General features: G+C 68.3%; 11 protein-coding genes. 7 read left to right on the top strand and 4 right to left on the bottom strand.

All coding sequences use genetic code 11. The annotated features are described in order from the left end of the window. Nucleotides 1–5: 5 nt before the first annotated feature. A complete protein-coding gene (locus FMQ63_RS25065) occupies nt 6–1,043 on the bottom strand; it encodes a DUF2169 domain-containing protein (RefSeq protein WP_026114095.1) in 1,038 nt (345 codons plus the stop codon). A 124-nt stretch (nt 1,044–1,167) separates the two neighbouring features. On the opposite strand from FMQ63_RS25065, the gene FMQ63_RS25060 reads away from it, so the two are divergent. Together FMQ63_RS25060 and FMQ63_RS25055 are read left to right on the top strand one after the other, a co-directional pair. Then, a complete protein-coding gene (locus FMQ63_RS25060; protein ID WP_225909626.1) occupies nt 1,168–1,758 on the top strand; it encodes a DUF1629 domain-containing protein in 591 nt (196 codons plus the stop codon). Between the two features lie 25 nt (nt 1,759–1,783). Beyond that, nucleotides 1,784–2,554, top strand: a complete 771-nt coding sequence (locus tag FMQ63_RS25055) for an Imm49 family immunity protein (RefSeq protein WP_011557048.1) — start codon at nt 1,784–1,786, stop codon at nt 2,552–2,554. Between the two features lie 12 nt (nt 2,555–2,566). Here FMQ63_RS25055 and FMQ63_RS25050 read toward each other — a convergent pair whose 3' ends face one another. Next, the gene (locus tag FMQ63_RS25050; protein WP_011557047.1) at nt 2,567–3,193 is read right to left on the bottom strand and encodes a hypothetical protein; all 627 of its coding nucleotides are present in this window, start codon (nt 3,191–3,193) and stop codon (nt 2,567–2,569) included. 175 nt (nt 3,194–3,368) lie between these two features. Here FMQ63_RS25050 and FMQ63_RS25045 point away from each other — a divergent pair, with 175 nt between their 5' ends. From FMQ63_RS25045 to FMQ63_RS25030, 4 genes are read left to right on the top strand one after another with little or no spacing between them, the layout of a single operon-like run. Next, nucleotides 3,369–6,236 (top strand): FG-GAP-like repeat-containing protein, encoded by a 2,868-nt coding sequence (locus FMQ63_RS25045; RefSeq protein WP_011557046.1) that lies wholly within the window; start codon nt 3,369–3,371, stop codon nt 6,234–6,236. Beyond that, complete coding sequence (locus FMQ63_RS25040) at nt 6,233–7,006, top strand: hypothetical protein (protein ID WP_011557045.1); 774 nt, start codon at nt 6,233–6,235, stop codon at nt 7,004–7,006. The genes FMQ63_RS25045 and FMQ63_RS25040 overlap by 4 nt, the downstream gene beginning before the upstream one ends. Nucleotides 7,007–7,013: 7 nt before the next feature. After that, on the top strand, nt 7,014–8,681 hold the full coding sequence (locus FMQ63_RS25035) for a GH3 auxin-responsive promoter family protein (protein WP_011557044.1): 1,668 nt from the start codon (nt 7,014–7,016) through the stop codon (nt 8,679–8,681). After that, complete coding sequence (locus tag FMQ63_RS25030; RefSeq protein ID WP_020478068.1) at nt 8,678–9,859, top strand: aromatic ring-hydroxylating dioxygenase subunit alpha; 1,182 nt, start codon at nt 8,678–8,680, stop codon at nt 9,857–9,859. Before FMQ63_RS25035 ends, FMQ63_RS25030 begins: the two co-directional genes overlap by 4 nt. 10 nt (nt 9,860–9,869) lie before the next feature. Here FMQ63_RS25030 and FMQ63_RS25025 read toward each other — a convergent pair whose 3' ends face one another. Both FMQ63_RS25025 and FMQ63_RS25020 read right to left on the bottom strand, forming a co-directional pair. After that, complete coding sequence (locus FMQ63_RS25025; protein ID WP_216608625.1) at nt 9,870–11,291, bottom strand: ATP-binding protein; 1,422 nt, start codon at nt 11,289–11,291, stop codon at nt 9,870–9,872. A 180-nt stretch (nt 11,292–11,471) separates the two neighbouring features. Next, the gene (locus tag FMQ63_RS25020; protein WP_020478069.1) at nt 11,472–12,695 is read right to left on the bottom strand and encodes a serine protease; all 1,224 of its coding nucleotides are present in this window, start codon (nt 12,693–12,695) and stop codon (nt 11,472–11,474) included. Between the two features lie 133 nt (nt 12,696–12,828). Here FMQ63_RS25020 and FMQ63_RS25015 point away from each other — a divergent pair, with 133 nt between their 5' ends. Then, the gene (locus FMQ63_RS25015; RefSeq protein WP_011557040.1) at nt 12,829–13,248 is read left to right on the top strand and encodes a 2TM domain-containing protein; all 420 of its coding nucleotides are present in this window, start codon (nt 12,829–12,831) and stop codon (nt 13,246–13,248) included. The last annotated feature ends 2 nt before the right edge of the window (nt 13,249–13,250 follow it).

Genomic DNA, 13,250 nt, shown 5'->3' with positions numbered 1-13,250 from the left:
CCCGCTCAGGCCGCCTTGGGCGCGGTCACTCCCTGGGCGGTGACCTTCAGGCCCCGCACATCGTGGAGGCCCTCTCCCAGGGCGACATGTCCGCGCCAGAGGAGCGTCACCTTCTCTTCGTCGGTATCCAGGGTCACGGTGTCCAGGTGCATGGGGGGCGTCGCGTCCTCGCCTCCTGCGAGCGCCACGGTGACGATCGGAGCGGCCTGGCCCGGAAGCGCGAAGGACAGACGGCCCTTGGGGGAAGCGCCGGCGATGATGACCGGCTCGTCCCCCTTCAGGTACCCGGGAGCGATGAGGCCCGGCGCGGCGGCGTTGAAGAACCGCCGGTCGAAGTCCTTGGGCAGCAAGGGCTTGCGCGACTTGTTCCAGGACTCGTCGTAGGTGCCGCCATACCTGGCGCGCGGCTGCCAGTGCGGGGAGGTGAAGCCGAAGCCAGCAGGCACCACCTTCTGGCCGAAGTCGCGCAGGGGCTCCGTGGCGGGATCCTCCAGGTTGGGCAGCTTCAGTCCCTCCTCGAAGTGGCGAGGACTGGCGCGGAAGCCCACTCCCACGGGGTTGCGCGGCTCGAAGGCCGGCTTCACGGTGTCCGTCCGGTCCCAGCCGCCGAATGCGCGCTCCCACGTGAGCGGAATTTTGTCGAAGGGGAGCGGCTTGGTGGCCGCGACATGTCCCATGCTCTTGAACCAGGTCCGCTCACCCACGACGCGCACGGCCTTCTTCAGCGGCCCGACCTGAAGAGCCACCAGTGCCTCGGTGGCGCCCTTCTGTGGCGGGTAGGCATGTCCAATCAGCGCTACGTCCGTGGCCAGCTTGATGAAGGCGCTCTCGGGTTCGTACTTGTCGCTGGACTCTCCGGGCTTGCCCCAGGACTCGCCGCCCCACGTCACGGGCAACTGTTCGCCCGCGAGCTTGAGCCCAGACGTTCCGAAGTCGTACGTGGCCTTCACGACGAGTAGAAGCAGTGGCCTCCCGTCCTCGTCGGCGAGGCCCATCATATCGAAGGCGAAGGGGGTTTCGTTCTCGATGGTAGGGTGGCCCATGAAGTGCTCGTGTCTGTCGGGGCAGATCGCCACCGGAACCGAGGGGCGCAGTGTAGCAGTCCCATGGGATAAGGTCCTGGACTCACGATGACGGATGGGGCGGCTGGTTCGTGAGCGAGGGATAGTGAGATACTTCGAGATTGAGACGCTGGGAGACATCAACAACTCGGAGTTGCTCTTTCTGGACCAAGAGCCCGAGGTGCTGGGGCTGGATGGTTACTGCCTGGCGGCAGGCGAACCCATTGGGACGGACTATCCGTCTGAGGTGAAGGTCAAGCCAAGCGAGGAGCATGCCGGAATCCAACTGTCTTCCTTGCTGGGTAATAACTTCAACTACCTCATTGCTTCTGCGGCAGTGAAGGAGGCTGTCTCAGAGCACTGTGTGGAGGCGGCCATCGAGTACCTGCCGTTCACGCTACTCGACCACCGCGAGCGCGTCCGCAGCCAGGATTACTTCTTCATCAATCCGCTGGGGAGCATCGATGCCGTGGATGCGGCTGCCAGTGATATCAAGTACCACCGCAGCGGTGCCGTCGTTGCGATCCGGAAGCTGGTGCTGGATCCGCAGAAGTTGATTGGGGCACCGGGACTGTTCCGCCTGAAGCAAGACCCGCAGCGCTACATCGTGAGCGAGCCGTTGGTTCGTGCGTTCAAGGAGCGTGGCTTCACAAACCTGGTACTGCGGGAGATTGCAGTCTCGGCTGTGAAGGCTTGAGCCTTCCCCTCGAAAGGACGCTCCTTTGGCTTCGAAGTTCCTGCCCGTTTTTATTGGCAATGCTCTTGGCGACAATGAAGAGTTGCTTCCGGCATTTGCGGCTGGAAAAGGAGGCCTGAAGGAGGCCTTGCGATTTTGTCAGAACTTTCGCGTGGCTGGTATTGGTTCACTCCTGCTTTCTGGTACGTCTGCGCGCCTGCACGAATGCCTTCACGCGAGCGCCCGTGCCTTCGTGTTCTTCTCCCGGGCTTCGGAAGAAACAAAGAAGTTGACCAGCCGGGCGGCGCCCTTCTTTGACGCCGTGGCGTGTGGTGACGATGAATCCGCACGGGAACTCAGCCGGTTTTCTCCCGCGAGTCCCGACAAGGATCGTGAGTACGAGGAGGACTTCCTCTTCGTGCGCTTCCTGATGGACCACTTCTTCTTGGAGAGAACCGCGCAGGATGGCCAGGTGCTTCTCTCTCGCTACGAGAAGTGCCTGGAGGGGACGACAGACGCGAGGCTCCTGGTGTGTCAGGCGCTGCTTGCTGCGGATGGAGACGCGTTCGACGCCGCGCTGACGCAGATGATGGAGGAGCGCGAAGTCCGCTACCGGAGGCTGGCTGAGAAGGAGACCGAAGCGGAAGAGGTGCTCGCGACCGAGGCCTATGTGTCCATTGAAGGCCTTGCGCTGGTCCGCCTTGCGGTCCGAGCTGGACTGAAGCCGCAAGAGGACTACCTCTTCATTCCATCCACCGCGCTGGAGTTACCGCGTCTGCGTTACAGGGCCGATTCCTGGAAGCACCTGATGCTCTAGCAAGTGCGCCGCCTACCACGCCCCCACCGCCAGCAGGCCCACCAGTCCCGCGTACAGGGGCACGTTGAGCGCCAGTGTCAGCCGGTTGATGCGGCGGAACCGGGCCTGCTCTTCGTCCGCGAACCAGATGCCGTCCTCGCCCGTGGTGCGGCCCTCCACGGCGTGGAAGAACAGGGCCGCGTAGGCGACCTCGACGAACAGGCTCACGAGCACCAGGCCCAGGAAGGCCAGGGCCCACAGGTCCTCGGGGCCGAGCACGCCCAGCCACCGCGCCCGGCCCCAGAACAGGCCGCCGAGCACCAGGGCGATGCACGCCACGTCATGGGCCACGCCATACGGAGGCCGCCAGCGCTTCACGCCGTAGAGCAGGTACAGCTCCGCCACGCCTCGCAGCCACATGAAGGCGGCGAACGCGCCCAGCACGCCTCGCGCCTCCTCCGGCACCGCCACGTCCAGCGCCACCAGCGGGCACGCGAGGAACCACAGGAACACCGCGTAGAAGAGCCACGCCAGCTTGGGGCCGGAGATGCGTCCGCCTCGTGAGCCCTTCACATTCTGCGCGTGACGGAACCCGGCCGCCGCCACGATGCAGACAGCGGCCAGGATGGCGAGAAGGGCTCGGGTGTGCGGAGAGGGCATCGGAAACCGCGCGTGCTGAAGGACCTGTGCCCGGAGTTTGCAATGTCCCGGGCATGGCATGGATGCATGGACAGGAGGGGCTCTTGCAAGCCCTTGACCTGATTGGACAGGGCGCGCTCCACGGGGCACGCTCCGCACGCGCGCGGCGACGCGCTTCGGCGGGAGGCGGGCTTCCATGAGCGTTGGTCCCGGGGTGAGCCCGGCTGCACAGGTGTACATCCCGCAACACACGGCGCCGCGCGTCGAGCGCTGGGGTTGGGTCTGGCCTCGTTGGAACGACCCGCGCCTGCCCTTCGCCTTCCTGCTGACGCTCTACGGCGTGCTCGGCTTCACCTTTTTCGGCTTCAACCGCAGCCCGTGGCAGATGGCCGCCATCGTGGTGACGGGCAGCGTGCTGGACGTCGCGCTGGGTTGGGGGCTGAAGCGGCAGAAGGTCGTCCCCCTGAGCGCGTACATCTCCTGCTGCTCGCTGGCGCTGCTGCTCAACTACTCGCATTCGAGCTGGCTGCTCCTCCTCCCGGTGTGGTTCGCCATCGGCTCGAAGTACGTGCTCACCTTCCAGGGGCGCCACGTCTTCAATCCGTCCATGTTCGGCGTGGCCATGTCGCTGCTCTTCACGCGCGAGCTCATCACCGCCGCGCCCGCCTACCAGTGGGCCAACGGAGAGGTGGCCCTCTCCGCCTTCATCCTCATGGCGGCGCTGGTGCTCTTCTTCTTCCGGGTGGGGCGCGGGTGGCTGGTGGTCAGCTTCCTCTTCTTCTACGCGCTCCAGACGGCGCTGCGCGCCTATGTGCTCCGGCACCACCTGCCTCCGGAGGTCCTCTTCCTCGGTACGCTGGGTGCGCCGTCGTTCTTCATCTTCGTCTTCTACATGCTCACCGACCCGGCCACGTCTCCGGGCACGCGGCGCGGGCAGATACTGCTGGCGCTGGCGGTGACGCTGGTGGACCTGGTGCTGCACTTCAAGGAGAGCGTCTACACGTTCTTCTATGCGGCCCTCACGTGCGCCACGGTCCGCTTCCTCTTCGTCCACGCGCGAGCCGCCTGGCAGCGCGGGTTGCGCGAGTCGCTGAGCACACTGGTGTCCTCCGGCTGGCTGAAGCGCGCGGTGGTGGTGGGCGGGCTGGGAGGTCTCATGGTGGGTGGCTACACCCTGGCCGCCACGCCCGGAGTCCGGACCTCGCCGCTGGACTTCCGCATGGAGCGCGTGGAGGCGCGGGCCGCGGGGCTCGACTCCACCATGGGCAACACGCTCGAGGAGTTGGACCCACGGCTGGGGCATGTCGCGAAGTGGCTGGTGGCGGTGGGGGATTCCGTCGCCGTGGGGGACTACGACGGGGATGGCCGGCCGGACCTGTTCCTCACGCACCCGCTGGCGCGGCCCGAGGACCACGCGATCCTCTATCGCAACCTCGGCGACCTCCGCTTCGAACGGGTGCCTGTTCCCGCGCTGGAGCGCTTCGCCACCCGCTACAAGGAAGAGGGCCTGCCGGGCGGCGGCACCTTCGTGGACTGGGATGGTGACGGCGACCTGGACCTCGCGGTGGCGGTGGCCTTCGGGCCCGTCCGGCTGCTGCGCAACACGTTGCGAGAGACGGGCACCGCGGGCTTCGAGGACGTGACGGAGGCCGCGGGCGTGACGGACCACGCGGTGAGCCTGGGCCTGACCTTCCTGGACTATGACCGGGATGGGCACCTGGACCTCTTCGTGCTCAACGTGATGACCACGCACCTGCCGGGCTACGAGCCGCCGGTGCCGCTCAACCTCTTCCGGCTGCCCGAGCCCGAGCACGCAGAGGACCGCCGCATGTTCCGCTTCATGCACGACGGCTGGCACAACGCGGCCAACGGTGGGCTCAACGCGCTCTACCGGGGCCGGGGAGACGGCACCTTCGAGAAGGTGGACATCGCCGCGATGGGCATGCCGGAGACGCACTGGTCGCTGGCGGTGAGCACGGTGGACTTCAACCGCGACGGGTGGACGGACCTGTACGTGGCCAACGACTTCGGGCCGGACGACGTCTATCTCAACGAGGGCGGCAAGCACTTCCGCCGCGTGGCGGGTCGGCTCTTCGGCGAGATTGGAAAGGACACGTACAAGGGCATGAATGCCTCCGTGGCGGACTTCGACCGCAACGGCTGGTTGGACCTGTACGTCTCCAACGTTCACCACTCGCTCCAGGCGGAGGGCAGCCTGCTGTGGATGGTGGGCCCCGGGAAGGACGCCTTCACGCCGGAGTTCCGGGACGAGGCCACCTTCCGCGGCGCGCTCAACGAGCGGCGCTTCGGTTGGGGCGCGGCGGCGGGAGACCTGGACAACGACGGTTGGCCGGACCTGGTGCAGGCCAATGGCATGGTGGATGACCGCCTGGACGCGGCGCGGTGGCGCATCCCCGACGGCCAGCGCAAGGACTACTGGTACGTGAATCACAAGCTGATGCAGTCCGGCCCGGAGGTCCACACGTACGCGGACAAGTGGGGCGACATCCGGGGCCGCACCATCTACCCGAACGAGGCGCGTCGCGCGTACCTCAACCTGGGCGACGCGAAGCCCGGACACTTCGTGGACCTGGCGCGCGAGCTCGGGTTGGACGACCCGGACAACTCGCGAGGCGTGCTGCTCTCGGACATGGATGGGGATGGCGACCTGGACGCGCTCATCACCAATCAGCACGGGCCCGTGTCGCTGTATCGCAACACGCTGCGCTCAGAGGGGCGCCAGGATGCGCACTTCGTGGGCCTCACGTTGGTGGGCCACGGTGGGCGCACGCACCGGAGCGCGGTGGGCACCCGGGTTGTTGTCTCCTACGAGGAGGCGGGGAAGCGCGTGGAGCAGGTGCAGGAAGTCGGGTTGATGGGCGGCTTCTCCGCGGCGGCGGACGCGCGGCTGCATTTCGGGCTGGGCCGGTACACGGGGCTCGTGACGGCGCGGGTGCACTGGTACGGGGGCGACGTGCAGGAGGTGTCGCTGTCGTCGGACCGCACGCATGAGCTTCGGCAGCCTCCTGACGCGGAGGTGTTGCAGGGGCGTGCCGGGCCATGATGTCGCCGCTCAAGGGTTCGACGGTGCGGCGTGATGCGCTCACGGAGGCGCAGCGTGGACAGATGCTGGCGCTAATGCAGCTCTGCTACACGGGCGTGTCGCCGGAGCGCTTCGCCGAGGACTTGGAGGCCAAGCAATACGTCATCCTCCTCCACACGCGGCGAGGCGGGGAGTTGGTGGGCTTCAGCACGCTGCGCGTCGCCGAGGAACTCGCGGGCGGGCAGCGGGTGGAGGTGGTGTATTCGGGCGACACGGTCATCCACCCCGACTGGTGGGGCCACAAGGTGTTGCAGGTGTGCTTCGGGCGCTTCGTGTTGTCGCGCAAGCTCCGCCATCCCCTGCGTCCAGTGCACTGGCTGCTGTTGAGCGCCGGCTTCAAGACGTACCTGCTCGCGGTGAACTACTTCCCCAGGACGATGCCCCGGCGGGACTGGACGCCGCCTCCCGGACGCGCCGACTTCCTTCACGCGCTGGCCGCCCGCTGGTTCGGCGCGCAGTACGACGCGTCGCGGGGCACGCTCCGTTTCCAGGGCGCGCACTATCGTGTGCGGGACGGCGTCGCGCCCATCGACCGCGCGGCGGCGTTGCACCCCGACATCGCCTTCTTCGCCGAGCGCAATCCGCGCCATGGCGAGGGCGAGGAGCTGGTGTGCCTGGTGGAGATTCGCTGGTGGGACCTCTTCCTGGCGCTGGGGCGGAGCGTGTCCGGACAGCTTCGCGGCTGGGCCCGGCGAGGGCTGCGGAACGCCGGTGTCCGCGTGGGGACATGAGGCCGTCGTGAGTGCTTCCTCCCTGCCGCTGAGCGGCCTGCGGGCCGTGCTCGCTCCCTCCGCGCTGCGCTTCTACCGGGCCTTGCGCCATCCGGAGGCCGCGCAGGCGGTGTGTCTGCAGCGGGTGCTTCGTTCGGCCGTGGGCAGCGTGCAGGCGGAGCGCATTCCTGGCTTCCACCGCATCAGCGACGCCCGTGACTTCCAGGCCGCCGTGCCGTGGGTGACCCCGGACGCGCTGACTCCGGACGTGGAGCGCATCGCCGCGGGCGAGGCCCGGGTGCTCACGCGTGAGCCGGTGCTGCGCTTCGAACTCTCTGGAGGCTCCTCGGGCGCCAGCAAGCGGGTGCCCATGACACGCGGCCTCCTGGCCGAGTTCCAGCGCGCCCTGGCCCCCATGCTCTTCGAGTTGCTCCACCGCCGGCCCGCGTTGCGCGAGGGCGCCAGCTACTGGTCCATCTCCCCACTGGCGCGAAAGCAGGTCCGCACGGCGGGCGGCATTCCCGTGGGCAGCGCGGAGGACAGCGCCTACTTCTCGCGCGTGCTGCGCCCCTTGCTGTCCCGCATCTTCGCGGTGCCCGGTGAGGTGGGGGCATTGCCGGATGTGGAGTCCTGCCGCTACGTGACGCTCTGGCATCTCGTCGCCCGCGAGGACCTGTCTCTCATCAGCGTGTGGAACCCCAGCTTTCTCACGCTCCTCATGGACGCGCTGGAGCGGCACGGGGAGCGACTGGCCGATGACCTGATGCGAGGGCACTGCCGGCCACCTGCGTCCGGCGCAGCGTACGATGAAGCCGCGACGCAAGCGGTGCTGGACCGGATGCGCTTCTCCCCGCGCCCGGAGCGGGCTTCGCTGCTGCGTGAGGTGCTGCGAGGTGGCTGGAGCGCCCGCGCGCTGTGGCCTCGATTGTCGCTTCTCAGCATGTGGACGGACGCACAGGCCGCCCACGCGCTTCCCGCCGCATGCCGCCGCTTTCCGGGCGTGGAGGTGCAGGGCAAGGGGCTGCTGGCCACGGAGGGCGTCGTCACCGTGCCCCTCTTCGATGCGCCCGCCCCCGTGCTCGCGGTGCGCAGCCACTTCTTCGAGTTCATCGACAGCGAGCAGCCCACCTCGCGACCTCGCCTCGCACACGAGCTGGAGCAGGGCCGCACGTACACGGTGCTGTTGTCCACCTCGGGTGGCCTGCTGCGCTACCGCCTGGGCGACCTGGTCCGCGTGGAGGGCTTCCAACACGCGACGCCCTGTCTTCGCTTCGTCGGCCGAGCGGACGCCATTTGTGACCTGGTGGGCGAGAAGCTCGCCGGCACGCGCGTGGGGGCCGTGCTGGATGCCGTGCTTCCAGACTTCTTTGGCGGCGCGCGCCCCGGCTTCTCCATGCTGGCGCCCGAGTGGACTCCCGCGCCGTCCTACGTCTTGTTCCTGGAGACGGACGCCCCCGCTTCACGGCTCGCAGCCGCCGCGGAGGCCGTGGAGCACGCCCTCTGCGAGGGACACCACTACCGCTACGCGCGAGCCCTGGGACAACTCGGTCCGGTGCGTGCCGTGCGCGTGGCGGACGGGGCTCGCCGCTACGAGGCCCGCTGCGTCGCGCTGGGCCAGCGCGCGGGCGACATCAAGCCCGTGGACCTGCACCGCCTGACGGGCTGGTCGGACCATTTCTCCGGAGCCGCCACATGAGACCGCCACTGCGTCTGCATTCGCGCGACACCTCGCCCGCCCCCAACGTGGACCTGGAAGCCGAAGCCGACCTCACGCGCTGTGGCGCGCTGAAGGACTTCTGGTACGTCGCGTGTCTCTCCACCGAGCTGAAGCCAGGCGAGCCCCTGGCGCGGACCCTCTTCGGCACGGGGGTGGTCCTCTTCCGTGACGTACAGGGACAGCCCACCGCTCTCCGGGACCGGTGTCTGCACCGCAACGCGCGGCTGTCCCGGGGCGCGGTCTTCAATGGCCGCATCGGCTGCCCGTATCACGGCTGGGTCTACGACGCGTCGGGCGCCGTGGTGGAGGTGCCCTCGTTGGGGCCTTCGCAGCGAAGCGAGTTGCTCGACGCCGACGCCTGCGCGCGGGAGGGACTGGCGACCGCGCCCTGCGCGCTGGGACGCCTGACGCGCTTTCCCACCCTGGAGCAGGACGGCCTTGTCTTCGTCTACATGGGCGGTGCCGAGCCCGCGCGGTCCGCGCCGTTCCGCGTGCCGTACTGGGACCAGGAGGGGTGGACCGTCTACTTCATGGTGACGCGCTTCCCGAACGGGGTGACGAACCTCGTCGAGAACTTCATGGACGTCCCGCACACGCTCTTCGTGCATCCGGGCTGGTTCCGCAGGCCCGCCAGCAAGCGAGTGCCGGCCACGGTGCGGCGCACGGCGGGCAGCGTGTTGGTGACGTACAAGCAGGCACAGGACACCGTCACGGGCCTGGGCCGGCTCTTCAATCCGCGCGGACTGCCGCTGCTCCACACGGACAAGTTCTACGTCCCCAATGTCACGCGCGTTGACTACCTCTGGGGCGAGCACGGCTTCGTCATCAACTCGCAGTGCACGCCCATCGGGCCCACGGACAGCCTCGTCTACACGGCCATCAGCTATCGGTTACCGGTGGATGTCCCCGGTGCGCTGGTGGGACGCGCCATGATGCCGCTGGTGCGGTGGTACACGCGGCAGGTCATCCAGCAGGACGTGGTCATCATGGACATCCAGCGCGAGGCCCTGCTGGACGGCCCGGGTGGAGGCGTCTACTCCGGCACGGAGGCGGACCTGCACCACGCCGACATCGAGGCGTATCGCCGCTGGCTGCGGGAGGGCGGCCAGGGCTCGGGGCCCGAGGACGCCGAGCGCGACATGGCCTTCTGGATTTGAGTCCGCCGCGCTACTGCGGACGGTAGGGCAACTCCACGATGAAGGTGGCGCCCTGGCCCAACTCGCTCTCCACGCGGAGGGTGCCGCCGTGCGCCACCACGACCTGGCGGGCCGCGTAGAGCCCCAGGCCCAGTCCTCCAAAGGCGCTCGAGGGAACGGCGCGTTCGAAGCGGTGGAAGATGCGCTCCTGGTGCTCGGGGGCAATGCCGATGCCGTGGTCTCTCACGATGATGCGCGCGTGGTCCGGTGCGCCGTCCACCCGCACCTCGATGGGACGGCCCCTGCCGTACTTGAAGGCATTGACCAGGAGGTTGCCCACCACCTGCTGAATCCGCAGCGGGTCCCATACGCCTTCGATAGGGACCTCCGCCATCAACTGGAGGGGACAGTCCGCCTCGGCCGCCGGAGTCATGGCGCGGGTAACCGTGTCCCGGACGAGCCGCGACAGGTCGAGCGGCTCCATCATCAAGGGCACCTGGCCCTCGCCAATGCGGGAGACGTCGAGCAACCCGTCGATGTGCGTGGCGAGCCGCTCGGTATGGCGGATGGCCTTGTCCAGCCGCTCCAGCAGGCGTCCGCCACCATCCTTCCGCGCCGCCGCGGAGGGGAGTGATTGGAGTTGGAGCTGGAGCGCGGTCAGGGGCGTCTTCAGCTCGTGACCGGCCAGGGCCAGGAATTCATCCCGGCGATGGAGGGCCTCGCGGAGGGCCTGCTCCGCCTGCTGCCGCTGCTTGACTTCCACCTCCAGTGCCTGGGCGCGCTGCTGGAGGAGACTGACCTCTCGCAGCCGTCCTTCCGTATCCGCGAGCCGTGTGTAGCGCTCGGTGGGAATGACGTGTGCGTGCGCCTTGCAGACATCGAGGAAGGGCCGCGCGTGCGCCGCCTGGCCGAAGTGGCCGATGGCGTAGGTGCACAGGAGGGACAGGGGGTACAGCACGCTGAGGTCATTCCACAGTGCCTCCAGCTCCACCGCCACGTCCGGCATCCCATCCAGGCAGAGGACATCCACCATCTCGCCGTAGGCGCGTACCTTGGCGCCGGGGCGCGAGGCCGCGAGGCTGTGCTCAATCACGGTGCCGATGACTTCGCGGAAGCGCTCCCAGTCCGGGCGTCCCCCCACCATGAAGCGCGCCAGTGTCTCACGGGCATCGAGCAGGGTGAGCTGCCCGCTCGCGATGGCCGCCGCGGTGTCCACGCCCGCGGCCACCAGCCGCGCGATGAGCTGCTGCCGGTGGCTCGCCTGGGCGATGATGATGAGCGGGTCTCCTCGTTCGAGCCCGCCCGTGATGTAGGCCTCGACGATGTCGATGACGATTGCCTCGTCCTCATAGAACTGGACCGTGTGGGCATGCTCCAGGGGATACCCGACGGGTGTTTCGCTGGCGGGCTGCCGGTGGCTGCTCCCGAGAGCTGCGGCGTCGGATGGAGGCATCGTCCTCACCATGTGCGTGGGCGCCTCATTATTCTGTCGGGGCCTTTCGACGCGGAACGACCCCCGGGGGCATTGGAGCGCACGGAAGCCGTCACTGGTGGGCTGGCGCGCTTGACTCGGGTTCACCGCACGGCCGCGGGACGCGCCCCCCTGCCACGGCCGCGCGTCCCTGAGTGTCACTTACGGATAGAGCGACTTGAAGTAGCTGATGGAGTTGTTCCACGAGGGCGTCAGGTGCCCCATCCTGTTTGGAAAGGCGTTGCCCGCGCAGCCCGTGGCGTCGCAGTAGTACTGGTTGTACTGGCCCACCACGACCGGCCCCGAGACGGGCGCGTCATACGAGTAGATGGGCGAGCCGCTCTGGCCCGGGCTGCCGTCGCAGCCGATTTCGATTTCCTGGTGCCAGCCGTCCGCGTCCGGGCTGTAGGCGTTGCTCGTCTTGCACTGCTGGGTGTCGCCGTACAGCGTGCGGGCCGTGCAGCTCGCGGGGGCCGCCACGTGGCCGCAGCCGGGGTAGCCGCGCATGAAACTGGACCACGTCTTGAGCGTGTCCGTGGACGCGTTCCAGTGCCCCATCCAGCCCGGGTGGCCGTTCGGGAAGTCGTCCTCGAGCACCATGATGGCGACGTCGTAGCGGTTGCAACTGGCGACGCTGTTGCACGAGCCGTTGATGTAGCCCTCCGGCACCCAGTACCAGATGGCGTCCTGGACACCCCACGGCGCGGTGGCGCCGTCGCGGCGGGCGGTGAAGGTGTTGAAGATGGGGTTCCACCCGCTGTACGCGCTGACGACGCAGTGCGCGGCGGTGACGACGACGCGGCGGCCCACGAGCGCACCCGAACAGCCAGCGCTCAGGTGGCCGATGGTCCGATAGGGCCACGAGTTCGTGGCATAGCCATCCGTGAGGCCCATGCGGATGCGCGTGTCCACCCCGTTGCTCCACGTCTGGCCTGAGACCGTGCCGGAGGTCAGCGCCTCATCGCCGTTCACGGGCTCCAACCGCGCGGCGTCGTCCAGCGTGCCGCGTGAGGCGCCGTTGAGTCCGCGCCGCGCCAGCTCCTCCGCCACGCGCTCCAGGTTGGCCGTGTCCGTGCGCAGGCGGTAGGCCTTGTTGTTCTTCACGTCGATGCCAATGAAGGCGCGCTCCGTTGTCGGCCGGACCGGTGCCTCCGCCGCGGCGCGCGTGCTTCCCGCGGGCTGGCGCGCCGAGGCTTCGCGGAACAACGCCTCCGCGTTCACGTCCTTCAGCATGCGGACATCGCCCAGGGCCTCCAGGTGTGGGAGCTCGGCGCCCGCGGCCTCGCCCAGCCACGCTTCCGGGACGACCTGGACGGGTGGCGCTTCCTGGGCGCGTGAACCGTCACCACCACACGCCGCGGCCATGAGGCCGAGCGCACAGAACATGGACCTGCGAATGCCACGAAGCATGAGTTTCCCCTGCGCGATTTGTGAAAACAGGTGAGCCGCGAGCGAGAACGGGCGTGGGGGGATTCCTTCTCTTTTCGTGGCGGATGCGCCGCGCTAGCGTCCCAGTCCCATGGCGGACACACGGCAGCGCAGTGCACCTCCGAGTTTTTCCCAGAACGAGGCCGCGGACATCATCCGCGAGGCCACGGCTCGCGCGATGGCGGGCAAGGACGAGGAGCGCGCGCTCACCCGGGAGGACCTGCTCGCCATGGCCCGGGAGATGGGCGTGAGCGAAGCCGCCGTGGAGAGCGTCATCTCCGCGCGCACGGGACGCGACAAGGCGCAGCGCCGCATGCGCAGGGCCTACATGGGCCTTGCGTCACACGCGACGAGCTACACCATCGTCATGGGAGGGCTCACCCTCATCGACCTGTTTTCGGGGCCGGGCTGGTGGGTGCAGTACCCCGCCATCGGCTGGGGCATGGGACTGGCGTTCCATGCCATGGGCACGCTGCTCGCGGCTTTCAATCACGCGGACAGGCAGCGGTGAGC

Origin of the sequence: Myxococcus sp. CA005, from assembly GCF_006518205.1 — a bacterium.
GTDB classification, from domain to species: domain Bacteria; phylum Myxococcota; class Myxococcia; order Myxococcales; family Myxococcaceae; genus Myxococcus; species Myxococcus xanthus.
The sequence above is the reverse complement of the archived record's forward strand: the minus strand, read 5'-3'. Positions and strand labels throughout refer to the sequence as shown.

Coding starts and splice junctions, on each gene's coding strand:
- FMQ63_RS25065 (WP_026114095.1), bottom strand. CDS start 1,043: ATGGGCCACCCTACCATCGAGAACGAAACCCCCTTCGCCTTCGATATG.
- FMQ63_RS25025 (WP_216608625.1), bottom strand. CDS start 11,291: ATGCCTCCATCCGACGCCGCAGCTCTCGGGAGCAGCCACCGGCAGCCC.
- FMQ63_RS25050 (WP_011557047.1), bottom strand. CDS start 3,193: ATGCCCTCTCCGCACACCCGAGCCCTTCTCGCCATCCTGGCCGCTGTC.
- FMQ63_RS25020 (WP_020478069.1), bottom strand. CDS start 12,695: ATGTTCTGTGCGCTCGGCCTCATGGCCGCGGCGTGTGGTGGTGACGGT.
- FMQ63_RS25045 (WP_011557046.1), top strand. CDS start 3,369: ATGAGCGTTGGTCCCGGGGTGAGCCCGGCTGCACAGGTGTACATCCCG.
- FMQ63_RS25040 (WP_011557045.1), top strand. CDS start 6,233: ATGATGTCGCCGCTCAAGGGTTCGACGGTGCGGCGTGATGCGCTCACG.
- FMQ63_RS25030 (WP_020478068.1), top strand. CDS start 8,678: ATGAGACCGCCACTGCGTCTGCATTCGCGCGACACCTCGCCCGCCCCC.
- FMQ63_RS25015 (WP_011557040.1), top strand. CDS start 12,829: ATGGCGGACACACGGCAGCGCAGTGCACCTCCGAGTTTTTCCCAGAAC.